Below are 22,760 nucleotides of genomic sequence, written 5' to 3'. Positions count from 1 at the left end.
TTCGGTAGTATACGAAGCGCACCGGCGAAAATGCAAGGAATATTCTGGTGTTTGTGCTTTTAATAAAGCTCGGTGAAAGAAGCTTTCTCTTTAATCGAAAACTGACTTTTATGAAAATCCAGCAACCCCTCCTGTTTCATTTTGCTTAGTTCATTTGACATAGCACTTCTATCAACGCAAAGATAGTCTGCCATCTGCTGGCGATTAAAGGGCACAATAAATTGGTTGCTGCCTGCACTTACCGCCTGAGCAGATAAATATGAAAGCAGTCGCCCCCGAATGGACTTGGGCGTAGTATGGAAAATTTTGCGAGAAAGCGCCAGATTTTTTTGTGCTGTCACCCAAAGCAAATTCTGTACCAGACGCTGGTGCGCGCCGCAGGAATTCGAACAGGTGGCAAGCAGCCGCGACACCTCTAAAAACAGCACCTGGCACTCCTCCGCCGCTACCACATTAACCATCAGCGGCTCGCCGGGCAGACAAGCATAGGTTTCGCCAAACACCTGCCCCGGCCCAATATTGTCTAAAATATTTTTATTGCCCCAGATATCGTCATTTTCAATATTAACACCACCGGCAAGCACCATGCCCATGGCATAGATGGCGTCCCCCATATGATAAATGGTTTCGCCTTTGCTAAAGCTTTTCTTTTCTGCTTGCAAGCAAACCAGCACATCTTTCGCTTCCTGTTCCGACATTCCGCGAAATAGTGCAAACTTGATGAGTAAATTGTAATTCATAGCTCTCCTCGTTTTTGTTGTTTAAACAACATAAATGGTGGAATCATTATATTATAATCAAAGCATAAAGTCAACCACACAAAAAGGAGTGCTTTTTATGATTCGAAAAATTATTGAGATAAATGAAGAAAAATGCAACGGCTGCGGCCTTTGTGCCAAAGCCTGTCACGAAGGTGCCATTGGCATGGTAAACGGCAAAGCAAAACTGCTGCGCGATGATTACTGTGATGGCCTTGGCAACTGCCTGCCCGCCTGCCCCACCGGGGCCATCAGCTTTACGGAGCGCGAAGCCGCTGCTTACGACGAGGCTGCTGTGCTGGCAAACCAGAAACAAAAAGAAGCCGCCGCCCCCCTGCCTTGCGGCTGTCCGGGCAGCCAGTCGCGCACCATTTCGTACGAGGAGGCTCCGGAAGTGCAAGCCTTTGCTGCGCCCACCTCTCAGCTTCGTCAATGGCCGGTACAGATTAAACTTGCTCCAGTCAATGCGTCCTACTTTAGCGGCGCCCATCTGCTGATTGCCGCAGACTGCACCGCTTATGCCTACGCAAACTTTCATCAGGAATTTATGCGCAACAAAGTAACGCTGATTGGCTGCCCCAAACTGGACTCGGTAGATTACAGCGAAAAACTCACCGAAATTATTCGCCAAAACGACATTAAAAGTGTCACGGTGGTGCGTATGGAAGTGCCTTGCTGCGGCGGCATTGAACATGCTGCGGTTACTGCCTTGCAGCAAAGCGGTAAATTTATCCCTTGGCAGGTTGTCACCATTTCTACTGATGGCCGAATTTTAGAATAATTTTGGGAAGACTGTTCTTGTCATGCTTTTCTGCATGACCCAACCGCAAAACGCGGCAATTGAAAGGAGCATTGTTATGAAATTCTTTGTTAATGACGCTTGCATCGGCTGTGGCCTGTGTGCCTCAACCTGCCCGGAAGTATTTAAAATGACCGACACCGGCCTTGCAAAAGCAGTAGACGCTGAGGTTGCGCCGGATGCAGAAGCCTCTGCGCTGGAAGCACAGTCTGGCTGCCCTGTCGCTGCTATTGAAACCGTTTAATCGAAAGGAGCTCGCTTCATGTCCATGATAAAAAATCTGGCGCATGAGCAGGTGCTGGACCTTGCCTCACAGGTGGAGGTCCAGCCCGGCCAGATCGTCAGCAAAACTCTCTCGCAAAATGCTGCTGTTAGCGTTACTTTGTTTGCCTTTGATACAGGCGAAGAAATCAGCACCCACGATTCCGCCGGTGACGCGATGGTCACCGTACTCGAAGGTGTGGGGCAGTTTACTGTAGATGGAAAAGTTTATGAACTTGCTGCAGGGCAATCGCTTGTAATGCCAGCACAAAAACCTCATGCTGTTTTTGCAAAAGAAAAATTCAAGATGAGTCTTTTGGTCGTTTTCCCCTACAACAAATAAACGCTTATTCTACTAAAGGAGAAATTTAAGATGGATACAAAAATGTTTTGCTTCCAGTGTGAGCAGACAGCCGGTTGCTCCGGCTGTACCGGCAACGCTGGTGTCTGCGGTAAATCCGCGTCAAATGCCAATTTGCAAGATGAGCTGACCGGTGCTTTGATTGGGCTGGCCCGTGCTTGCGCCAACAATCCCAAAACCGAGAATACCGACCGCATTATTCTTGAAGGGCTTTTCACTACAATCACCAATGTCAACTTCAATGATGAAACGGTACGCGCCCTAACAGAAAAAGTAAGTGCAGAAAAAAGCCGCATCGTACCGGGCTGCACTGCCTGTGCTTCTCGCTGTGGCAGCACCGACAATTACGACCTCAAGCGCCTGTGGAATGCAAATGAGGACATTCGCTCCTTGAAATCTTTGATTCTTTTTGGTATTCGCGGCATGGCTGCTTACGCTTACCATGCGATGGTGCTGGGTTACACCAGCGATGAGGTCAACGCCTTCTTCTACAAGGCACTTTACGTGCTTGCCGAAGATTGGGGTATGGAAGAACTGCTGCCGGTCGTCATGGAAGTCGGCAAGGTGAATCTTGCCTGCATGGAGCTGCTCGACAAAGCCAACACCGAAACTTTTGGCACTCCCGTTCCCACCACTGTGCCACTGACCATTGAAAAAGGCCCCTTCATCGTCATTACCGGGCACGACCTGTATGATTTAAAGCTGCTTTTGGAACAGACCGAGGGCAAAGGAATCAACATCTACACTCACGGCGAGATGTTGCCTGCGCATGCTTACCCGGAGCTGAAGAAATATTCGCATCTTAAAGGCAATTTCGGCACTGCATGGCAAAATCAGCAAAAAGAATTCGATCATCTCCCGGCACCGGTGCTGTTTACCACCAACTGCTTGATGCCAGTTAAAGCAAGTTACGCCGACCGTGTCTTTACTACTGAGGTTGTTTCTTACCCTGAAATGGTACATATCGGAGAGCCACGCGACTTTACCCCTGTCATTGAAAAAGCTTTAGAGCTTGGTGGCTATGCACAAGACACCCTGCTGACAGGCATCAATGGCGGCAGTACCGTTATGACCGGTTTTGGTCATGGCACTGTTCTCTCGGTCGCAGACCAGGTAGTAGCTGCTGTTAAATCAGGCGCAATTAAGCATTTCTTCCTCGTAGGCGGATGCGATGGCGCACGTCCGGGCCGCAACTATTATACCGATTTTGTTCGCCAGACACCGGACGACACCATTATTCTCACTTTGGCCTGTGGCAAATACCGTTTCAATGACCTTGATCTTGGTACGATTGGCGGTCTACCCCGTCTGATGGATATGGGCCAGTGTAACGACGCTTACAGCGCCATCAAAGTTGCTGTTGCCCTTGCCGAAGCCTTCGGCTGTGGCGTCAACGAGCTGCCGCTTTCCATGGTGCTCTCTTGGTACGAGCAGAAGGCTGTCTGCATTTTACTGACACTTCTTTATCTCGGCATCAAAAATATTCGCCTTGGTCCTACACTGCCGGCTTTCGTTTCTCCCAATGTGTTGGCATACCTTGTCGAAAACTTTAGCATCGCCCCCACTACCACGCCGGAAGAAGATTTAAAAGCACTGCTCGGCTAATTTTGTTCGCATCTTCGTACAAAGCTTGCTTTTGCAACCAGTTGCACTGACTTGATAAAAAAGGACACCCGGACTTTCCGAATGGAAAGCCGGGTGTCCTTTTGTTTGGCGGTGGTGTTCCGGCCGTAGCATTCATTCGCTGCGGCAGTCGTCCTCCAAGAAATCGCCTTGCTTTGTTCAAACAAACAGATTTTTAATGCGTTCTACAAAGCTGGTCTTTTTCGCTGCCTTGTCTGCTGTGCCGTTATCTTTTTCTTTTGCCTTGGGCGCAGTGGTTTTCATCACAAACTGGGTGGTTACATCCGCACCGTCAGGTGCACCTGCATAGCTATGGTAGCTCTCAGCAGACTGCTGCATTTCGTCTAACACCTTTACTGCGGTGCCCGCATTTTTCAGCTCTTGCGAGCTGGTCAGCTTACTGATGCCCTCATTGTTATATTTAATGAGGCCATCGCGCAAGGTAACCGCGCCATTTGCAAGTTCTTTGCCGCCAGAAGCCAGTGCATCTGCGCCTTTTTTCGCCTCCGCTGCACCGGAAGCAAGCTTCGACGCGCCCGCACTTGCCTCGGCAACTGCTGCAGTATACTGACCCAGTCCGCTGATAAAGGCACGCACGCCATCCAAACTGCTGCGCAGAGATGCCATGGCCTGGTTTGCCCCTTCCAACTGTCCGGAACTGCTTACTGCATATGCAACGACCTGCTCATCAGTGCCAGCAGCAAGTGCTGCACTAACGAACTGAGCGTCGAGCGCCTTATTTTTCGCATCGGCAAGGCTTGCACCAAAAGCGGCCTGGTCCAATCCTGTGGGGTTGGCTGCGCGGTATGCCTTTGCACCGATTGCAAACACCAGCTGCAAAGTGCCTTCATCATAGCTGCCGGTGGGATCCATCATTGCTTTGGTTGCTTCAAACGCAGCGGCCAGTGCCCCTGCCTGCTGGTCTGCGGGCAGCGCGGCAAATGCCTGCTGCGCAGCTGCTGCATCACAGCCCTGCTGCTGCATAATTGCGCCGATGGCCATCGTTGTCAGAATGCTCTGCACCTCCGGCACAGCGTAAAAACCGCCGGCAGCTGCTATTGCAGCCTGCAACGCGGCCACCTGTGCCGCGTTGGTAGCTTTGGCGCCAGCGCCAGTTAGCAGGGTGGGCAAATCACTCTTATCGCCTTCCGCAACCATTTTGTTGGCGGTGTAAAGTACGGTGGTCACGCTTGCCTCATCCAGCGAGCCGCTTGCATTGATTGCTGCGCGGAGCTGGTTGCGTGCGCTTTCTTTTGCCTGTGTGCCTACTGCACCGAGAATAGAGTCCAGTACAGCACCGTAATTGTCATAGGTAAGTGCCGGAATTTCGCCAGCATATCCAGCAGCTTTCAGTTGTGCAGAAAGTTGCGAGTTAGCGTTGGAAAGGATGCCGTCGGCAATTGCCTGTGCACCTGCGGTCAATTCCCCACTTTTGCCGTTAAGGGTAGCCAAACCGCCAGAGAGCGTCGCTGCGCCACCGCTGAGGTCGCCAGTACCGGAAGCCAGTTTGTTTGCGCCGGTCGAAAGCTCGCTTGCGCCGTCTGCCAACTTTTTGCCGCCGTCAATCAGCTCATTGGTTGCAGTTTCAAGGTCATCCAGACTCGCAAAAACGTTGTCAAAATCGCCATTGCTGTTCTTCTCTTTCAGCAGGTCTGTGTCGCAGCTGCTGGCAATCATAAAGCTGGGTACTTCCAGATTTTTTACATCAGCTTCAATGGTTACAGTGTCTAACAAGTAGTCGTTTAAAGAATCAAGACGCCCCGTCATTAGTCCAGAGAGACTTTCGCGTACACCGGGCAGTGTTACAAAGCCCACAATCTGTTTTGAGCTGTCGGTTTGTACAATGCCATGGTCGGCAACGACATTTTCAAAATTGTCCACCGGTAATGCGCAGCCAACCACCGTTACAAACGGAGTCGCAATTTTACGGGATTTTCCGTCTACGGTTGCGGTGCGGGTTTCGTGGTTGGTCAAGGCCAGCTTCATCACCAGATGGCCGCTTTTGCCTGCGGCTTCTTCTGCGGTCACCTTTTTGCCGTCAAGAACATAGGTGATTTCTACTGTAACCGGCAGCTGCCCCTGAGAAATGCCCTGATAATAAACGTCGCGATCCTGGGTGCTCCACTGCAAAAAACCGTTTTTATCTACCGGCACCTCGCTGGTTTTCAGGTTAACAATATCGGCAAGCTGTGCACGGTCCTGGATATTGCCAAGGCCTTTATCTGCATGCACCCAGTTGCTGACAGTTTGTTTAGAGATTGTGCCGTCGGCACCAAGGTTGACATAAACCGTTTCGTGTTTTGTAACTTCCGCTGCAAATGCAGGCAGTGCAGACTGGCAAACCAAGGCCGCACTAAGTGCACAAGCGGTAAAACGTGTTGCTTTTTTCATAACAGATTACTCCTTTACATTGGATTTGGAAATCCAGCGAATGGTTGTTTTTTTGATAATAGGATCCAGCAGGATCAGCAGCGAGGGCAGAATCAGCAGAATCACGAACATACTAATTAAAGCACCACGCGAGATAAGCAGGCAGATGCTCTGTAACAGTTCCATGCGAGAGATGGCAGAAACACCCACAGTTGCCGCAAAGAAAGTAAGGCCACTGGTAAGAATACTCTGGCTGCAACGCTCAACTGAAATCTGCGCTGCTTCTTTGGCATTGCGTCCGGCGCGTCGTTCTTCACGGAAACGCGTGGTCATCAAAATTGCATAGTCAACTGTAGCGCCCAGCTGAATCGTACCGATAACGATGCTGGCGATAAACGGCAATGTCGTATCCGAAAAGTACGGAATGCCCATGTTAATGGTAATAGCACTTTCAATTGCCGCAACCAGCAGTACCGGAATCGAAAGGCTCTTGAAGGACAGTGCAATAATAACAAAGACAGCTACAATAGACGCAATTGAAACGTTCTTGAAGTCAACATCTGCAATTTCAATCAAATCTTTTGTCATTGCGCCTTCACCGGTAATCAATCCATTCGGGTCAGCCTTTTTGATGACGCTATTCATTTCGTTAAGCTGTTCGGTCAACTGATCAGTGCCGCTTTCATAAGCAGAGTTGACCATCAGCATACGGTAGCCGCCCGCGTGGAACAGTTCCAAAACATCTGCCGGCAGCATATCTTCCGGAATTGCCGCACCGAGGTATTTTTCTACTGCCACCACGCTTGAAACGCCATCAATGTCTTGAATCTCAGAGCTTAGCTGAGTAATTTCTTTATTCTCCAGCTTTTCAGAAACCAGCACGAAATGGGTTGTCGTCATGCCAAAATCTTCTTTCAGCTTGTTGGTGCCCACAATGCCCGTCATGTCTTGCGGCAAACTGTCAAACAAGGTGTAGTACACATTGGTTTTGGCCTGTGCAAACACAAACGGAATAAAGCACACAACAAAAACTGCCAGAATAATTTTATGGTGCGCCACTACTTTGTGGCTGGTTTTGGTAAGCTGCGGGATGAAAACCCGGTGCGTATATTTGCTAATCGGCTTTTTCATGCACAGAATCAACGACGGAAGAATGGTAATTGTGCAAAGTACGCCGAGGAATACGCCTTTTGCCATAACGATGCCAATGTCGCGTCCCAGTGTCAGCCGCATGGTGCAAAGTGCCAGGAAGCCCGCAATTGTGGTAAGGGATGAGGCTGCCAGCGAAACAAAGGTGTTTTGAATGGCCTTCGCCATCGCATCTTCGGGCGTGTGGGTCTGGCACTCTTCTTCATAGCGGTGCAGCAAGAAGATAGAAAAGTCCATCGTTACGCCAAGCTGTAACACGGTGGCCAGTGCCTGGGTAATGTAGCTGATTTGTCCGAGGAAGATATTCGATCCGAAATTGTACAAAATCGGGAATAGTAACCCCAGCATGAACAGCAGCGGCACCACTGTACCCTTGATGGCGAGGAACAGAACAACAAGGCTTGCACCAACTGCGCAAAGAATATACATTGGCATTTCTTTGTCGACCAGTGCTTTGGTGTCCTGCAAGATTACCGACATGCCACCAAAGAAGCAGTTTTCACGAAGCAGAGTTTTGATGCCCGCTACTGCCTGCATCGTGCTTTTGCTTGCCGCTGCATCGTCAAACCGAACCACCATCATTGTGGCATCGTGCTCTTCGTTGTACAGCATATCCTGCACTTCTGCGGGCAGCATACTGGTTGGAACCGATACGTCCAGCACATCGCTGAGCCAGAAAACGTCCGATACGCCATCTACTTCGGCAATTTGGTCTTTCAGCTTCAGGATTTGCGATGTCGGCATCCCCTCCACTGTCACCATGCCGGTGGCGGCAATATGAAAATCGTTTTCCAGGCTCTGCTCGCCAATCATCGATTCCAACTCTGGCGGCAGGTAGGTAAGAATATCGTAGTTGATGCGTGTGGCTGCGGCGCCTATAATAGACGGAATCAACAGCAGCACTGCAACAACCAGCACCAACTTGCGGTGCTTTACAATGAATTTTGCGATTCGTTCCATAACGAGTTTCTCCTTCCAAGAAATGACCATTAGTCACTGAACGCTAGTATATTCCAAAAATGACTGTCGGTCAATATTCAAAGTGACCAATAGTCATAATTTTTATTGTGATTTTTTTGTCAACTATGCGGGGATTGCAAACGCGGCCTTGCTGCGATATACTAAAATTACGAAAAAAGGGGGAATGCGCGGTGAGTCATCTGCTGGACCAAAAGAAAGAAGCAAAACAAAAGAACCTGCTGGATGCCGCCTATGCGCTGTTTTTAGAGAAAGGCACCGGCAAAACCTCTATCAGCGACATTGTAGAAAAAGCCAACGTGGCAAAAGGCACTTTTTATCTTTATTTTCGCGATAAAGAGGACATCTTGCAATCGCTGATGTACCGCATCAGTTATCGAGTGCTGGCTGAGGCCTATACCCATGTAGAGAAAAACCGGTCAGAAGATTTTGCCACAAACGTGTTGGTTTTGGTGGACTATATTATTGAATACTTTAAGCGCGATGTACTTGTGCTGCGGTTGATGGAGCGTAATTTTTCCTGGCCAATGGTCGAAAACCGCTTGGCAAAATGCGACGATCCCCTGTTTGAGCGTATGATGCGTGATGTGCGTGAAAGCCCCGTGATGAAAAACCGTACAGAGGACGAGGTATTCAAGCTCATCTTCATCATCATTGAAATGTGCGGCTCTACCTGTTATTCCTCTATTGTGCTTGGGCGACCGGACAAGATTGACAACATGAAACCCGTACTTTACAGCATCATTCGCAAAAGCTTAGAAAGCTGATTTTGATTGGCAATGCAAAAAGCCCCGCTCTGCCAGAGCGGGGCTTTTGTTTTTTGTTTAAATCGTGTGAAATACTTAGCCTTTTTTGTGGCTTTTGAAATAGCTATGAAGTACTTCCAGTGCCTGCTCTCGCAGTACGCCACTGGTCACACTCGGCCGAAACGGCGAGTTCTGGAATACAAGCTCAGCACAGTCACTGCCTGCTTCGTCCAGCAGGGCACATAACTCTTTATCGCTTGCGCCATATACCAGCCGGCCCAGCTTAACCCAAACCATAGCGCCGCAGCACATAAAGCAGGGTTCACAGCTGGAATACAGCGTATATTCGCTTAAATCGGTGATTTGGGTTTCTGCGCAAAAGCGGCGAATCAGTCCTGCCTCTGCATGAAATGTGGGATCTGTCTTCGTGTAAATTTGGTTTTCGTTGGTGTATACCACTTTACCATTTTTCACAAGCACCGCCCCGAAAGGCTCGTTACCGTGTTCAACCGCAAGGGCAGAAAGCTCGATGGCTTTTTGCATAAAAAGTTCGTCTTGAGTCATTAGTTCTACTCCTCTTTTAGGCATAATCAACAGCGCAGAAGCTGCCAAACAGGCCATTTTTTCTTTTTTATAAGTTTTTATCATAGGTTTGATACTGATTTGAAATTTTGAAATGCAAAGCTGTGACGCTCTGCTATTTTCCATGTGTCCATCTAAATTATACTAAAAACTTGTTCTCTGTGCCGCGCGACCAAATTTTAAGCCCAATAAAACCGAACAAGCAGAGCACCGCGCCCGCTATAAAAGCGTAACATATGTTTCTATCTGCAAGTGCGCCAAAAACAACATTCGTGCCTACCCCAATCGCGTTGATAATCACCGCAAAAAGGCTCAGGGCTGTTGCCCTGTTTTCGGTGGCAACCTGTAAATTTTGCAGCTTACTTTGCAAGGGTTGAAATAAGCTGAATGATATCCGCAATGTAATCATGCATCCGACAGAGACTACCGCAGAAGATGTAATAGCCAGCAACACGCAGCAACTAGTTGCAAAAAGATAGCACCCTGCCATCAACTTCGCTGCGCCTATTCTCTGGGTAACCTTTGAAGAAAGCGAAGAAACCAACCCCGCCAACGTCACCAGCACATAGGCAGCACCGATGAAAAATTGCGGCATTCCTGTTTTTAAATACTGCAATTGGTTGAAATATACTGTTAGCGTTTGGTGTGTTTCATTTAAAAGCGCAACACCAATCAAGAACAATAAAAGGTATTTGTTACTCCAAACAGCCTTTAGCGCATTCATCCATTCATTTTTCGCAGCGTGGCTTTTGCATCGCGCTGTATCTTTTACTTCTGTTAAAAATAAAGCCAGTATGGCAGCAGTACCATAAGAAATCACAGTGCATAACGCTGCAAGCATATGATCTTCGCGAATAAAGACCGAGAAAACAAAGGCCGCGATTAACAGCCCGACCGTGGACAAACTGTTGTAGGTGCCAAAAACTTGCTGGCTGGTTTCTTTTTTACTGGACAAGTACAAAATGCTGATATCAACCCCCGACAGCCCAGAGATAACCACGCTCAAAACCAGCCGCTCCAGCAAAAAACCAGCAAAATTCGTTGCCTGCCAAAATATAATCTTCGAGATAAAAAACAGTAGGCAGCAAACCAGCATGGTGCGCTTATAACCTATTCTGTCTGCAATGATGCCCCACGGAAGTTCCAGTGCAAGACACAGCGCAAGCGATATGCTCTCGATTAGCGTTATTTGAAACACCGTAATGCCTTGCGCTAACCGATACAACGTTGCAATTGGGCCATAGAAAACCATACCTTGCAAAAGCGCAATGGCATACATAAGGTAAATATTCTTTTTTAACATAAAACCGCCCTATTCGTTGATTGCAAAGCAAATAACACCACCTATATGTGGTGTTTCACTCTTTGTTTGTGCTATTAAATCGGGCAGTTCATATCAGCACTCCTCTTTTTCGTTTTCTAATAAATGCATTGAATATTACACTTAAATTTTATCATAGATAAAGCCAAAAAGCTATCGTGTGTCTTTGTTTTATCCCCTGCATTTTCCTTCGTCTTAAAACACATTCTTTATCCAATAAGCAGATGTAAACTGCACGACCGCAGCCACATGGTTTTTACAAAATACAGCGTTTCAGCAGAGGTTTACATTGCTTGTAATTAAATAAAAGCGGCTAAAGCACTGTGTTTTAGCCGCTTTTTTTGTATGAGCTGGTATTTGTAGATGTCAGTCTGGCTTTATCGGGTAATTTAAACTTGTACTACAATACGGCTCATAATATATTTAACTCTAATTTATTTTTCGCGTGAAAATGTGATGAGGAGATGTCTTGTTAGTTTGGTGTGAGCATCGGGAGAAACACTCACAACTTCCCAACCTTCCGATGCCATGGTATTCATAAGACTTTCCTCTTCAGAAAAATCTTTGCTCATTTTAACTCTGATAATTTTATATTCTTTCACAATAACACCGCTTATTATAGAAATAACCTTTACCGCGACAATGCCACATGATGATATTGAACTTCCGCAGCCCATCATAGAATCGTTTGCCCGGTTTCTTGTGCCAGAGATGCGCAAGTTTCACCTAGTGAACAAGGGCAAAAGGAATTTGCAGCGTGGCAGGAGAGGCTAGGGGGAATAAAAGCCAATAACAAAGAAAGCAGACAAGGCAATAAACGTTGTCTGCTTTTTTTCGCTTGATATCTATTTGCTTGTGAGAGAATCACTTGATTAGTAAGGCTCTTGATTGTGCTTCCCTGCTCGACACGCTAGATACCACATATGGAGAAGAAGCCGCCTTTCCCAACAGCGTACTATTGAAATATTCTACTAGGCCTGAATCTACAGAGTTTTTAAACTCTGCTATAATCTTCATTTCTTGTGCTGTGTGCGTTTCCGGATTATCGTTCACCTGAGTTTGCTCGTTCATTTCTGCATTTGGCATATTCTCTATTGCCTTTTGCTTCAGCTGTGGTATACTGCTCTCATAAGATGCAATCGCTTTGCTGGGGTCGGCATTTATGCCTATTCCAGTCTTGAACAAAGCGGTTGCATCTTCTTTTTTTAGAGAATTTATTTCTCTGATTTGATTTTGCAATTCAATTGCATTTTGCTGTTTTTTGTTTTGCAGGGTGTTCACCGCGGTATCACAGGCACCAAGGATCCCACCCGCCAGTGCTCCGGCCGCAAAGTTCTGCAGCAACTCGATCCAACTAAACTCGGCATCCGGCTCTTTGCTTACTTTGTCAACGGCATAGTTGGCCATGTGTCCCGCGACTTCTTCCAATCCCTCTGCCGTCATTTCAGATAGCATGTTTGCAACAGCCTCACCGCCTGCGGCGCCCGCTGCTTTTTCAAACCCTTTTTTAATTATATTTTTAACTGCCGATTTATTAGACCCCTTCACTACATCTGTTAAGGTATCCAAACCGATTTTTTCTATTCCCGCTTCAATCAGTCCAGATGCCAAGGCACGGCCCATCGCTTTTGATGCGCCTGCGCCTTTTTCTGTTTCTTCTCTCACGGTATCCGCAGCAGAAAGAGCACCCATCATTGCAATGCCTGACCCCAGCACTACTGCTTCCATGGGCAGCATCGCTGCGTTTTGTGCTACGCTGGTGCCAACTCCATAAGCAAACTTCTCATCATTTGATAGGCCTGTTTGGGCTTCTTCTAGCCGCTGCTGTCCCTTATCAAATGCCTTATAGGCTTTACTCTCTTTAGACACCGGGTTAGGTACTTTTTCTTGTGCCACTGTGGCCTGCAGCGCTTTATCGTTCTCTTAATGTAAAAGACCAAGAAACTCGCGGCAAAAAAATGATGGTACCTTACGCAGTTTTGTAACTCCGCCGCAGGCTCTCGAATCATACCGTTCTCAGCTTGGTTTGTTACGTTCTTGGGGTATTCCTCTGAATTTAAATACTCGCCTGTTCCAAATTACTTGCCAACATTCCTATTATGGTAGATGGAGCCGTTATCTGAAATCAAACGGATTTGCTCATATTTCCCCTTATGAGTTGCGCCATACCTTTGTTTCAATAGCCAAATATCTTTCAGAGGGACAAGTTAAGCCCTTGGTTGGACACTCTCAAAATAGGGACACCTATGGCCAATATGGAAACCTTCCAACAGGCGAAGCTGAACGTAAAGCAAAGGAGCTGGGCAGCATTTTTGATTCAGTATTAGAATCAAATTCAGTTTCCACCTCTGATAAAATCCCAAGTGTGGTCAAAAGTGTGGTCAAAGCATAAAACAACGCCCGAAAAATATGGCTTATACAAGCTATATTTTCGGGCGTTTTGTTTGGTGGAGATGACGAGAATCGAACTCGTGTCCAAAAAGAAATCCACTAAAGTGTCTCCGGGTGCAGCCAGACGTTTGCATTCCCTTGCTGTGCCGCCATCTGGCAGGCTGCACAGTTTAGTAGCTTCATTAGTTCATGACGGTCCGCAAAGCTTAAGTCCGTTCACGTGCTCCGCTAAATTGATGCCCGGGTCCCGGCGCGCGGAAAGCCGGGTCGGACAGCTGCCTTAATTAGGCAGCGACTGCTAATTTATTATTGTTAGCTATTTTTTTGGAGCCTTTTATAGTGGTGGCCCCACCACTACCCGCTGCTTCGGCTTCTCTCTCCCTGTCGAAACCTTTACATCCCCATATTAAAACGCAGAAAACTCTGCGTTTTGGCATAGGTTATGTCCGTGCACGTTCTTTCATCGCACGGTCGATGTCGCGCTTCGCATCCCGCTCTGCGGTAGAAGCTCGCTTGTCATACAGCTTTTTGCCTTTGCACAGCCCTACTTCTACTTTTACACGAGAGCCTTTAAAATACAACTTCAGCGGCACCAGGGTAAGCCCCTGCTGCTTCAGCTCCGCGCTCCATTTTGCAATTTCGCGGCGATGCACCAGCAGTTTACGGGGGCGAACCGGGTCCCGGTTAAAGATGTTTCCTTTTTCATATGGGCTGATATGCATTCCCATAACCAGCATTTCACCGTTTACAATGTCTACCCAGGAATCCTTAAGGTTAACAGAGCCTGTGCGAATGCTTTTCACTTCCGTGCCTACCAGCTCAACACCTGCTTCCAGCGCTTCGAGGACAAAATAGTCATGCCGCGCCTTGCGGTTATCGGCAATCACGCGGTTGCCTTCTTTTTCTGCCATTCTGTCCCCTCCCTTCTGGAATATTGAGTATACACGCTTTCGATTATGCTGTCAAGAGACCCTTTGTCGAACGCTGTTACAGCTCATCACGGCTGATGAGACTGCGCCGCAGCGTAGTAGGGTCTGCATATTCCAGCGTACCGCCGACCGGTAGCCCATAGGCAAGCCGGCTTACTTTAACGCCCAGCGGTTTGATAAGCTTTGCCAAATACATTGCAGTGGCCTCGCCTTCTACTGTGGGGTTGGTGGCCATAATGACTTCCTGCACCTCATCTGTGGCAAGCCGGGTCAGCAGCTCCTTTACCGTAAGCTGCTCTGCGCCGATGCCATCCATGGGCGAAATCAACCCATGCAGCACATGGTAAGAGCCTTTATATTCGCGAGTGCGTTCAAATGCGGTCACGTCACGTGGGCTTTCGACCACGCAGATGGTCGTTTTATCCCGCGTAGTCGAAGCACACACCGGGCAAAGCTCGGCATCGGTAAAGTTTTGGCACTGCTTGCAGCGGTGCAGCTTTTCGTGTGCATCGGCAATCGCCTGTGCAAACTCCAGCGCTTCCGCTTTGGGCATGCCCAAAACTTGATAAGCCAAACGGGTAGCGCCTTTGCGTCCGATCCCGGGCAGTTTTGCAAATTGTTCAATCAGCTTTTCCAGCGGCGCTGCATTGGCAGACATACGGTTTGACTCCTTTTATGGCAAAATTACAGGCCAAAACCTGCGGGCAGACCCATAGTGCTGGTCAGTGCACCCATCTCTGTTTCCTGGGTATCACGTACAACGCGCACACCCTCGTTTACAGCTGCTGCAATCAGGTCTTCCAGCATCTCGACGTCGTCCGGATCAACCATTTCGGGTTTGATTTTAACGCCGCGGACTTCGTACTTGCCGTCCATGGTCAGTTCAATCTGGCCGCCGCCTGCGGTAACAGTATGCTCGCGAGCTTCCAGCTCTGCGGTCAAATCTTCCATTTTCTGCTGCATCTGCTGATACTGGGCAAGAATGGCACCGCGGTCCTGTTTGCCAAAGCCCTGAGGAAGTCTTGCTTTCATAATTGATTGTCTCCTTTAAAGTTAAAATCTAGTCGGGAAATGATTCCCATTTATTTGAATTCGACTGGTACGCCGTTTTCGCGCAGCATGCGGAAAGTCTCTTCCGCTTTATCATCCACGGTGCTTGCAGCACCTTTTTTCTTTTCATAAGGTCCTAGGGCATATTTTTCGCCGGTCACCTGTTCAATCAGGCGGCGGATGCGCTCTGCGGAATCCTTGTTTGCCCGCATAAAGCTGAGGAACAGCGGGCTACCGTCAATCAAAACACGTTTTTCCTGCACATATGCACGGGTGTTTTTGATGAATCCATATACCATATTATCCTGTTCCTGCGCAAGATCTATCACCTGCTGCCAAAACGAACAAGGCTGTACCCCTTCTGGAACACTTGCAGCGGCCTTTACAGGCTTTGCCGCTGCAATCTCTTCGGATGAAACGTCTTGCTCCCAATGGGGACGGTCAGCCACGGGCGGTGCAACAACACGCTCCGCTTTAGATGCGGCCTTTGCCACGGCCGGCGCAGCTGCCACAGGGGCTGCTTGCGGTGTGCAAAGCCCTACCAAGCAAAGTTCCAGCTCAATACGCGGGTCGGTACCGCGGCCCATACGGTCGAGGCAATCACCCAACTTTCGCAGCGCATTCAGCGCCACCGGCAGGGGGATTTCTGCAGCTTCTTTTTTATAGCGCTCTGCCAGCGCAGCGTCAGGTGCACCGGTGCTATCCGCCGCATTGGCAGCCGCGAGCATTAAGCTGCGGTAGTGGTGAATCAGCTCTTCGCAAAGCCGCTTCATATCAATCGCCTTTTCGCGCAGCTCTGCCACCAGCAAAATTGCTTTGGCTGCATCCTGTTCTTTCACTGCATCAGAAAGCGAAAACAAATAGCTTTTATCGGTTACGCCTGCCATGCGCCGCACCAGCGGCTCATCCACAGCTTCTTCCGTTGCCGAAGCGCAGGTGTCCAAAATCGAAAGCGCATCGCGCAGCGCTCCATCTGCAAGGTGCGCAATCAGCCGCTTTGCTTCGGGGGTCACCGGGATATTCTCCTCATTTGCCACAATGGTCAGCCGCTCTTCAATAATTTCGGGACGAATGCGCCCAAAATCATAGCGTTGGCAGCGAGAAAGAATCGTGGCCGGAACCTTGTGAATCTCGGTGGTTGCAAGGATAAAGATAACGTGGGACGGAGGCTCTTCCATAATTTTAAGCAGCGCATTGAACGCGCTGGTCGATAGCATATGCACCTCATCCACAATGTAAACCTTGTATTTACAGTTGGTCGGCGTATACACCGCCTCATCGCGCAAATCTCGGATATCGTCGACGCCGTTATTCGATGCTGCGTCGATTTCTACAACATCCAGGATAGAGCCTTCTTCTAATCCGCGGCAGTTGGCACACACACCGCAGGGCTCGCCGTCTTGCGGATCCAGACAGTTGACCGCACGTGCAAAAATTTTAGCACAGGTCGTTTTGCCGGTGCCCCGCGTACCGGTAAAGATATATGCATGACCCACTTTGCCGGAAGCGATTTGATTTTTGAGCGCTTCCGTAATGCTTTTTTGGCCAAATACGTCCGCAAAGGTTTTGGGACGGTATTTGCGGTAAAGTGCATGATGCATTCTCTTCGCCTCCTTAACGGCTAATATGAAAAAACACCGAGCCTGGATTATGCGTTAAATACGAAGCGCAGGCTTGCTGCGGCGCACAAAGAAAACCACTTAATGCTGCTCGGTTCCCCGCCTGACATGGTTCATGGCCCTTCATCGCACAGGGCCAACGCTCCGTATTTAAGGCACAATTTTCCCTGCCCCGTGTCTTTTCATGCTGCGCGGCAAAAGGCTTGCTTTGCCTGCAACGTTATAATTATAACCGAAACTGCACAAAATAGCAAGACAAAAAAGAAAACAGGCTCCATAAAAGGAGCCTGTTTTACGCTTAATTTAGCGAACGATATAGCCGATAGATGCGCCATAAGCTGCATTGCTCTCATCGGTGTCGATGTGCATTGCAAGGCCAGCAGTCTCGGAAACACGTGCCAGAACGTCGTCAAAGATGAGGGTACGGCCTTCGCCGCCGCAAGCAACTTTGATGATTTCTTTGTCTTTCACGCCAAACTCTTCAGCATCTTTCGGGGGGAAGTGAACATGACGGAGCGCAACGATGACGCCCTCTTTCATCTCAATTTCGCCTTTGGGGCCAACTACTTTGCAGCCCGGGGTGCCAGCGAGGTCGCCGGACTCACGGATGGCCGGATCAAGGCCCAGGGTGCGAGCATCGCTTTTGGATACTTCAACCTGGTTGTAGGGGCGCTCAGGTCCCAGGATGGACATTTTCAGCTCACCTTTGGGGCCGATAACGGTAACTTTCTCTTCGCAGGCGAACTGGCCCGGCTGAGAAAGATTCTTTTTCGGAGTAAGTTTGTAATCTTTACCGTAAAGAACATCGAGAGCCTCGCGCGTAACGTGAATATGACGCGCAGAAGTTTCCACAATAAAAGTTTTTTCCATAAGAAAAACCTCCTTCTCTAATTTACACCTTAATTGTAAACTTTCCTTCTTAAAAATTCAAGGGAAATATGTTACAATAAACAAAATAAGGGAATGAGCCGGAAAACAATGACAATTAAAGGATTTTTTTGCACAGATTGCCCTTGCATCTTTGCATATTCCCCTATTAGAATTCCCTAAAAATGCAATCTCACTCTTTTATCTTCACTTCTTGCAGGTGCGGCATTTCTACTTACCAACTACCTGCATGTTGCAATAGAAAGGATCAATATCATGGATTTCAAAACACTCAAACAGGAATGTCTTACCTGCACTCGCTGCGCTCTGTGCGAAACCCGCAAAAATGTGGTATTCGGCACCGGCGCAGAGGACGCTGAAGTGCTTTTTATCGGAGAAGCCCCTGGCCAAAACGAGGACGAGCAGGGTCTGCCGTTTGTGGGTCGCAGCGGTGCGCTGCTGGATTCTTACCTACACACAATCGACCTTGACCGCGAAAAGAACATCTATATTGCAAACACCATCAAATGCCGTCCTCCGCAAAACCGCGACCCGCAGCCGGCAGAACGTGAAGCCTGCCTGCCCTGGCTGAGAGAGCAGTTTCGCCTGATTCGCCCGAAGATTATCGTTTGCTTGGGCCGCATTGCCGCACAGCAGATTATTCGCCCCGACTTTCAGGTAACCAAAGAACACGGGCAGTTTATTGAAAAAGACGGCGTACTGTTCATGGGCACATTTCACCCGGCCGCGCTTTTGCGCAACCCCAATAATAAACCGATTGCTTTTGAAGATTTTGCCGCCCTGCGTGAAAAAATCAAAGAAGTGTGTGACCACACTTACTAACCATTGATTCTGACTCAAACAAATATCCGTGCAAGAGAGTTTTCTTGCACGGATATTTTGTTTTTATCAAAGATTGTCGAGGCCCTATGGTTTAAAATATTGTTCCTCTTTTACGTTTCTTTGGGTTTCAGAGGCTTTTCCCACCTGTTTTCTGCTTTTTTGAAAGCATTCCTTGTAACACATTTTGCTTTTTCGGAATACGATGGGACACAAAACGCAAAAGTCGGAAACCAATAAAACAACTGGCTTTTGCGTCCAAAAAGGAGTGATTTGTTTTGGACGAAAAGCAAAAGCTGGATTTTCTTCTGGGTGCAGTCTCCCCGGGTGGCTTCACCGGATATTTCGACCAGGTATTGGCGGTTAAATCTGGGTGGCGTACGCTGCTGATTAAAGCAGGCCCCGGTTGCGGCAAATCCACAATGATGCATCGCATCAGCGACGCACTGGTCGCCGCGGGCGAAACGGTGGAGTTCATCCACTGCTCTTCTGACCCCGACTCGCTGGATGGCGTCATCTGCATGAATCGCAAGTTCTGCATTGTGGACGCTACCGCGCCCCACACCCTTGAGCCGCGTTATCCCGGGGCATCAGAAGAAATCATCAGCCTGTATGACTGTTTGGACCGCGGCAAGCTACACGACGCACAAAGCGATGTGGTGGATCTTTTCACCAAATGCAGCACACTGCAAGAGCGGGCCGGGCGTTACATCACCGCTGCTGGCAGTCTGCTAACCGACAGCATGCGCATCGCCGGTTCTACGGCAAACCTTCCCGCAGCTAAAGCTTTTGCGGGTCACCTTGCACTGAAGTATTTCCCCAAAAACGGCAACGGCGGCGACGAACAGCTGCGTCTGCTTTCTGCCAATATGGCAGATGGCGTTCTCTTCTATGCCGACACAGTCAAAAAGCTGGCTGACAACATCATCGTGTTGCAAGACGAATTTGGCGCTGTTAGCAAAACCATTCTGCGCACCCTGCATGATGCAGCATTAGCACGTGGTCACAACGTGATTACCTGCTACTGCCCGTTTGCACCGTGGGATAAAATCGAGCACTTGATTTTGCCCGATTTGTCGCTTGCTTTTGTCACCGGCAACTATTTCTTATCGCAGCCGTTTGAGGGCGCCCGCACCATTCATTGCCGCCGCTTCTGCAACAAAGAAACGCTCGCCGGCTACCGCAGCCGTCTGCGCTGGAACCGCCGCGCTGCCGAAGAACTGCTTGAGCAGGCCAGTGCACTGCAAAAAGAAGCGAAAGCAAGCCACGACCTGCTTGAAAAGCATTATACCTCTGCCGCTGATTTTGCTGAGATTGACCGCATTACCGAGCGAATTATCGCTTCGCTTTAGGACGAAAGGCTTCCAGCTTTTCTTTCGAGATGCAACCCGTCAGCCACAAGAACAGCAGATAGCAGATACCGACCGTCAGCATGCCGGCGATGAGCCGTACGACAAGGCCCATCGCCGCGCCGACGAGCGGCAGCAGCACAAACCGGTAAGCGATAAATCCTGCCGCAAGCGAAATGCAGGGCTTAATTGCCCAAAGCGACCAGTCATAGCGCATTCCGGTCACCCGCAGCATGCGCAGCAAATTCAGAACGCTGGTAAACAGGTTAGAGTAGAGCATTACAAACAAGAAACCAGCCATGCCAAAACGCGGCACCAGCAGCAACGTACCCGCAATGCGCAGACAAGAATCGCAAACGCTGTACCGGAAAGTCGCAATCTGTTCGCCAAGGCCGCGCAAGATGCCGTCGACCATACTTTCTAAGTACATCAGCGGTGCCAATGGACCTATCACCCGCAGGTAAAAGCCAATCTCCTCCGAATGGTAGAGCGCCTGCCCCAGTTCGGCAGAAAAAATAGTAAAAAGTCCGCCCATCAGCACCGATACCAGCGAGGTGACCAGCATGGTGGAACGTACCAGCCGCTCGAGTCCTTTGGTATCGTTTTTTGCGTGGGCCTCGGTTATCTCGGGCAAAAGCAAAGTGGAGATGGTTGCCAAAAACGAAAATGGGAAAAAGAGAACCGGCATGGCCATACCTTTTAACTGGCCAAATGCAGAAAGTGCCGCCGCTCTCTCACCAAACCAAGAAGCAAGACAAGCGGGAACAATCATGTTTTCCGCGGTCACCAGTAGGCTGCCGATACCGCGTGTTGCGGTAACCGGCGCACTCATTGCAGCGTAATCGCGCAGCGGATGCTCCAGCGCTTTCGCGGGTTTGCTGCCCATTTTGGCAACATACCGCTTCCAGCTAATCGCCATGTAAAGCGCGGACAAGAACTCCGACACGGTATTGCCCACCACGATAACTGCACAGGCGATCGATACGCCGTACGGCAGAAAACGCGGCAACAAGTACGCCACAAGCGCAATGCGGACAATCTGTTCAAAAATCTGGCTGCCAGAAGAACTGCGCACATTGCGGCAAGCCGAAAAACACCCGCGCAGTGCTGCACCTACCGCCATGCACGGCAGGCTCGGGGCCAAAATGCGCACGGCCAGAATGGCGCGCTCATCCTGCAAAAGCATCGTGCAAGCAGGCTCTGCGCTTACATAAAGCAGCACGCCCGCTGCGCCGCCTACGAGTAAACTGTACCGCACCACCCGGCCTGCCAACTGGCGCGGGTTTCCCCCGTCACGGGCGAGCCATTCTGCCACCATACGGGTAGACGCTACCGAAACGCCGGTGGTTGCCAGAGTAATGCCGAAATTGTACAAGCTAAAGATCAGCTGATAAAGGCCCATGCCTTCGTCGCCAACCTTATTTGCAATGTAAATGCGGAAAAACATTCCCGCCACCCGCAGTAGCAGAGAGGTCACCGTCAGCAACATTGCATTTTCTACAAACAACCGTTTTTTCAATGCTGTTCCCCCATTTTACGCAATCTGTTTCTGCCAAAGCAGAAAAGCGTTTGCCTTCACCACAGCCCGCTGAGCTCTTTACATCTGCTGCCACAGACGCAAGCTTATCTCCTTATGAGCCATAGTGGATTCATTTATATATATGGAAGAACAACGAAATTTAGGTCCCCAAACTAGGCCATGCCGGTTGCAATCAGCACCAGGCCCCAAATTGGAATAGTTGCCATAGAAAGCGCAGTGGTTAGGACAACGATTTTAGCTGCAAAGCGCTCCTCTACATTATAGTTCGCTGCAAGGATAGAGGTTGTCGCGCCAGCCGGCATACCTGCCAGAATAACAGCAACGCCGGTCACCAGCGGGTCTGCCCCGGCAAGCATGCAAACCCCCAGCGTAAGCGCTGGGATACCGATCAGCCGCAGTGCAGAGAAAAGTATCGTCTTTTTGCTGAACACTGTGCGGAAATCCACCTCTGTCAAAATGGCACCGATAACAAACATTGAGAGCGCCGTGCAGCAGTCACTGGATTTTTTAATCGCGGACAGCAGAATTTCCGGCACCGGAATGCGGAAGGTCATAATAGCAATGCCAATGTAAACCGCAATAAGGCAAGGGTGCGTCAGTGCTTTGAAAATTGCTTTTTTATCCTTGCCGCCACCACTGAAATAAGAGACACCGACCGACCACATAAAGAGGCGCTGCGGAATGAGATAAATCGAGGTGTAAACCATGCCGATAGAACCAAACAAGCCTTCCGCGATGGCATTGCCCATAAAGCCCGCATTAGAACAGACAGTGGCATATTTCAAAATGGTCTGCTCCCCTTTGGCGAGCCGCCGATAGAGCACCATTGAAAGCAAAATAGAAGCAATTTCAGTCACAATGCCAATCAGCAGCACCGTCCCAAAGGTTTGCATGGCACTGCCATCAATAATAGCAAATGCGTAAACAATATTGCATGGCACGATAATATGTAAAATCATGTCTGTCAGACACTTTTTGCCCGCGTCTGTCATAAGTCCTTTGCGTTTTGCCCAAATACCTGCTGCCATCAACAAAAACATAATGGCCTGCATTTTCAACATGCTTTGTGCGTCCATAAATTCCTCCTCTGATTGCGTCTTGTGCCTTTAAGTTCAAACAGCCTTTTGCTTCGTTCTCAGCACAATTGCATCGCCTGAAAAAATCCTTTCAGGCTTCCCCCTCCATTTTCAAACAACAAATGCCCTGTCGCATAAAACAGGGCATTTT

Annotated in this window: 22 protein-coding genes and 2 other RNA genes; 8 read left to right on the top strand and 16 right to left on the bottom strand. The window is 49.0% G+C overall.

Going from position 1 to position 22,760, the window contains the following annotated elements:
• Window positions 1-59: 59 nt before the first annotated feature.
• Window positions 60-740, bottom strand: a complete 681-nt coding sequence (locus C1A11_RS10350; protein WP_102050382.1) for a Crp/Fnr family transcriptional regulator — start codon at window positions 738-740, stop codon at window positions 60-62.
• Window positions 741-837: 97 nt separating this feature from the next.
• On the opposite strand from C1A11_RS10350, the gene C1A11_RS10345 reads away from it, so the two are divergent.
• The 4 genes from C1A11_RS10345 to hcp all read left to right on the top strand — a co-directional run bounded on the left by C1A11_RS10345 (window position 838) and on the right by hcp (window position 3,784).
• The gene (locus tag C1A11_RS10345) at window positions 838-1,539 is read left to right on the top strand and encodes a 4Fe-4S binding protein (RefSeq protein WP_102050381.1); all 702 of its coding nucleotides are present in this window, start codon (window positions 838-840) and stop codon (window positions 1,537-1,539) included.
• A gap of 76 nt (window positions 1,540-1,615) precedes the next feature.
• Window positions 1,616-1,801: a ferredoxin gene (locus C1A11_RS10340; protein ID WP_102050380.1), complete on the top strand. Its 186-nt coding sequence runs from the start codon at window positions 1,616-1,618 to the stop codon at window positions 1,799-1,801.
• Window positions 1,802-1,819: 18 nt separating this feature from the next.
• A complete protein-coding gene (locus C1A11_RS10335; RefSeq protein ID WP_102050379.1) occupies window positions 1,820-2,161 on the top strand; it encodes a cupin domain-containing protein in 342 nt (113 codons plus the stop codon).
• A gap of 30 nt (window positions 2,162-2,191) precedes the next feature.
• A complete protein-coding gene (gene hcp, locus C1A11_RS10330; protein ID WP_180950319.1) occupies window positions 2,192-3,784 on the top strand; it encodes a hydroxylamine reductase in 1,593 nt (530 codons plus the stop codon).
• A 177-nt stretch (window positions 3,785-3,961) separates the two neighbouring features.
• Here the strand turns inward: hcp and C1A11_RS10325 are convergent, their stop codons facing one another.
• Both C1A11_RS10325 and C1A11_RS10320 read right to left on the bottom strand, forming a co-directional pair.
• The gene (locus C1A11_RS10325; RefSeq protein WP_102050378.1) at window positions 3,962-6,193 is read right to left on the bottom strand and encodes a hypothetical protein; all 2,232 of its coding nucleotides are present in this window, start codon (window positions 6,191-6,193) and stop codon (window positions 3,962-3,964) included.
• Between the two features lie 6 nt (window positions 6,194-6,199).
• Window positions 6,200-8,281, bottom strand: coding sequence for an efflux RND transporter permease subunit (locus C1A11_RS10320; RefSeq protein WP_102050377.1), 2,082 nt, complete (start codon window positions 8,279-8,281; stop codon window positions 6,200-6,202).
• A gap of 191 nt (window positions 8,282-8,472) precedes the next feature.
• Here C1A11_RS10320 and C1A11_RS10315 point away from each other — a divergent pair, with 191 nt between their 5' ends.
• The gene (locus C1A11_RS10315) at window positions 8,473-9,066 is read left to right on the top strand and encodes a TetR/AcrR family transcriptional regulator (protein ID WP_242965907.1); all 594 of its coding nucleotides are present in this window, start codon (window positions 8,473-8,475) and stop codon (window positions 9,064-9,066) included.
• 75 nt (window positions 9,067-9,141) lie between these two features.
• Here C1A11_RS10315 and C1A11_RS10310 read toward each other — a convergent pair whose 3' ends face one another.
• The 4 genes from C1A11_RS10310 to C1A11_RS10295 all read right to left on the bottom strand — a co-directional run bounded on the left by C1A11_RS10310 (window position 9,142) and on the right by C1A11_RS10295 (window position 12,844).
• Window positions 9,142-9,609 carry a nucleoside deaminase gene (locus C1A11_RS10310; RefSeq protein ID WP_102051068.1) on the bottom strand — a complete coding sequence of 156 codons (468 nt, stop codon included), beginning with the start codon at window positions 9,607-9,609 and terminating at the stop codon, window positions 9,142-9,144.
• Between the two features lie 157 nt (window positions 9,610-9,766).
• Window positions 9,767-10,906, bottom strand: coding sequence for an MFS transporter (locus C1A11_RS10305; RefSeq protein ID WP_278335987.1), 1,140 nt, complete (start codon window positions 10,904-10,906; stop codon window positions 9,767-9,769).
• 476 nt (window positions 10,907-11,382) lie between these two features.
• Window positions 11,383-11,550 carry a DUF4177 domain-containing protein gene (locus tag C1A11_RS10300; RefSeq protein ID WP_180950318.1) on the bottom strand — a complete coding sequence of 56 codons (168 nt, stop codon included), beginning with the start codon at window positions 11,548-11,550 and terminating at the stop codon, window positions 11,383-11,385.
• 262 nt (window positions 11,551-11,812) lie between these two features.
• Window positions 11,813-12,844, bottom strand: a complete 1,032-nt coding sequence (locus tag C1A11_RS10295; RefSeq protein ID WP_102050375.1) for a hypothetical protein — start codon at window positions 12,842-12,844, stop codon at window positions 11,813-11,815.
• A 130-nt stretch (window positions 12,845-12,974) separates the two neighbouring features.
• Here C1A11_RS10295 and C1A11_RS13845 point away from each other — a divergent pair, with 130 nt between their 5' ends.
• Window positions 12,975-13,340 carry a site-specific integrase gene (locus C1A11_RS13845; RefSeq protein ID WP_180950317.1) on the top strand — a complete coding sequence of 122 codons (366 nt, stop codon included), beginning with the start codon at window positions 12,975-12,977 and terminating at the stop codon, window positions 13,338-13,340.
• 53 nt (window positions 13,341-13,393) lie between these two features.
• On the opposite strand, the gene ssrA is transcribed toward C1A11_RS13845, so the two are convergent.
• The 7 genes from ssrA to pduL form a co-directional block, all read right to left on the bottom strand.
• Window positions 13,394-13,742: a transfer-messenger RNA gene (gene ssrA / locus C1A11_RS10290) on the bottom strand.
• 37 nt (window positions 13,743-13,779) lie between these two features.
• Complete coding sequence (gene smpB / locus C1A11_RS10285) at window positions 13,780-14,250, bottom strand: SsrA-binding protein SmpB (RefSeq protein WP_102050374.1); 471 nt, start codon at window positions 14,248-14,250, stop codon at window positions 13,780-13,782.
• Between the two features lie 76 nt (window positions 14,251-14,326).
• Complete coding sequence (gene recR / locus C1A11_RS10280) at window positions 14,327-14,926, bottom strand: recombination mediator RecR (RefSeq protein WP_102050373.1); 600 nt, start codon at window positions 14,924-14,926, stop codon at window positions 14,327-14,329.
• 26 nt (window positions 14,927-14,952) lie between these two features.
• A complete protein-coding gene (locus C1A11_RS10275; protein WP_102050372.1) occupies window positions 14,953-15,300 on the bottom strand; it encodes a YbaB/EbfC family nucleoid-associated protein in 348 nt (115 codons plus the stop codon).
• Window positions 15,301-15,350: 50 nt separating this feature from the next.
• On the bottom strand, window positions 15,351-16,919 hold the full coding sequence (gene dnaX / locus C1A11_RS10270; RefSeq protein WP_102050371.1) for a DNA polymerase III subunit gamma/tau: 1,569 nt from the start codon (window positions 16,917-16,919) through the stop codon (window positions 15,351-15,353).
• 62 nt (window positions 16,920-16,981) lie between these two features.
• Window positions 16,982-17,080, bottom strand: an RNA gene (gene ffs / locus C1A11_RS10265) — signal recognition particle sRNA small type.
• A 160-nt stretch (window positions 17,081-17,240) separates the two neighbouring features.
• Window positions 17,241-17,807 carry a phosphate propanoyltransferase gene (gene pduL / locus C1A11_RS10260; protein WP_102050370.1) on the bottom strand — a complete coding sequence of 189 codons (567 nt, stop codon included), beginning with the start codon at window positions 17,805-17,807 and terminating at the stop codon, window positions 17,241-17,243.
• A 273-nt stretch (window positions 17,808-18,080) separates the two neighbouring features.
• On the opposite strand from pduL, the gene C1A11_RS10255 reads away from it, so the two are divergent.
• A complete protein-coding gene (locus C1A11_RS10255) occupies window positions 18,081-18,647 on the top strand; it encodes a uracil-DNA glycosylase (RefSeq protein ID WP_102050369.1) in 567 nt (188 codons plus the stop codon).
• Between the two features lie 275 nt (window positions 18,648-18,922).
• Window positions 18,923-19,996: a hypothetical protein gene (locus tag C1A11_RS10250; RefSeq protein WP_102050368.1), complete on the top strand. Its 1,074-nt coding sequence runs from the start codon at window positions 18,923-18,925 to the stop codon at window positions 19,994-19,996.
• Here the strand turns inward: C1A11_RS10250 and C1A11_RS10245 are convergent.
• Both C1A11_RS10245 and C1A11_RS10240 read right to left on the bottom strand, forming a co-directional pair.
• On the bottom strand, window positions 19,980-21,512 hold the full coding sequence (locus C1A11_RS10245; protein WP_102050367.1) for a putative polysaccharide biosynthesis protein: 1,533 nt from the start codon (window positions 21,510-21,512) through the stop codon (window positions 19,980-19,982). The two genes, C1A11_RS10250 and C1A11_RS10245, sit on opposite strands and share 17 nt — an antisense overlap.
• Window positions 21,513-21,685: 173 nt before the next feature.
• Window positions 21,686-22,609 (bottom strand): AEC family transporter, encoded by a 924-nt coding sequence (locus tag C1A11_RS10240; protein ID WP_102050366.1) that lies wholly within the window; start codon window positions 22,607-22,609, stop codon window positions 21,686-21,688.
• Window positions 22,610-22,760 lie beyond the last annotated feature (151 nt).

It is taken from the genome of Pygmaiobacter massiliensis, from assembly GCF_900199435.1.
Lineage (GTDB): Bacteria > Bacillota > Clostridia > Oscillospirales > Ruminococcaceae > Pygmaiobacter > Pygmaiobacter massiliensis.
The sequence above is the reverse complement of the archived record's forward strand: the minus strand, read 5'-3'. Positions and strand labels throughout refer to the sequence as shown.

Bases quoted from the DNA above. Each gene is read 5' to 3' on its own strand.
- C1A11_RS10335 (WP_102050379.1), top strand. From the start codon at position 1,820: ATGTCCATGATAAAAAATCTGGCGCATGAGCAGGTGCTGGACCTTGCC.
- C1A11_RS10340 (WP_102050380.1), top strand. From the start codon at position 1,616: ATGAAATTCTTTGTTAATGACGCTTGCATCGGCTGTGGCCTGTGTGCC.
- hcp (WP_180950319.1), top strand. From the start codon at position 2,192: ATGGATACAAAAATGTTTTGCTTCCAGTGTGAGCAGACAGCCGGTTGC.
- dnaX (WP_102050371.1), bottom strand. From the start codon at position 16,919: ATGCATCATGCACTTTACCGCAAATACCGTCCCAAAACCTTTGCGGAC.
- C1A11_RS10305 (WP_278335987.1), bottom strand. From the start codon at position 10,906: ATGTATGCCATTGCGCTTTTGCAAGGTATGGTTTTCTATGGCCCAATT.
- smpB (WP_102050374.1), bottom strand. From the start codon at position 14,250: ATGGCAGAAAAAGAAGGCAACCGCGTGATTGCCGATAACCGCAAGGCG.
- C1A11_RS10275 (WP_102050372.1), bottom strand. From the start codon at position 15,300: ATGAAAGCAAGACTTCCTCAGGGCTTTGGCAAACAGGACCGCGGTGCC.
- C1A11_RS10325 (WP_102050378.1), bottom strand. From the start codon at position 6,193: ATGAAAAAAGCAACACGTTTTACCGCTTGTGCACTTAGTGCGGCCTTG.
- C1A11_RS10320 (WP_102050377.1), bottom strand. From the start codon at position 8,281: ATGGAACGAATCGCAAAATTCATTGTAAAGCACCGCAAGTTGGTGCTG.
- C1A11_RS10255 (WP_102050369.1), top strand. From the start codon at position 18,081: ATGGATTTCAAAACACTCAAACAGGAATGTCTTACCTGCACTCGCTGC.
- C1A11_RS10345 (WP_102050381.1), top strand. From the start codon at position 838: ATGATTCGAAAAATTATTGAGATAAATGAAGAAAAATGCAACGGCTGC.
- pduL (WP_102050370.1), bottom strand. From the start codon at position 17,807: ATGGAAAAAACTTTTATTGTGGAAACTTCTGCGCGTCATATTCACGTT.
- C1A11_RS10350 (WP_102050382.1), bottom strand. From the start codon at position 740: ATGAATTACAATTTACTCATCAAGTTTGCACTATTTCGCGGAATGTCG.
- recR (WP_102050373.1), bottom strand. From the start codon at position 14,926: ATGTCTGCCAATGCAGCGCCGCTGGAAAAGCTGATTGAACAATTTGCA.
- C1A11_RS10310 (WP_102051068.1), bottom strand. From the start codon at position 9,609: ATGACTCAAGACGAACTTTTTATGCAAAAAGCCATCGAGCTTTCTGCC.
- C1A11_RS10240 (WP_102050366.1), bottom strand. From the start codon at position 22,609: ATGGACGCACAAAGCATGTTGAAAATGCAGGCCATTATGTTTTTGTTG.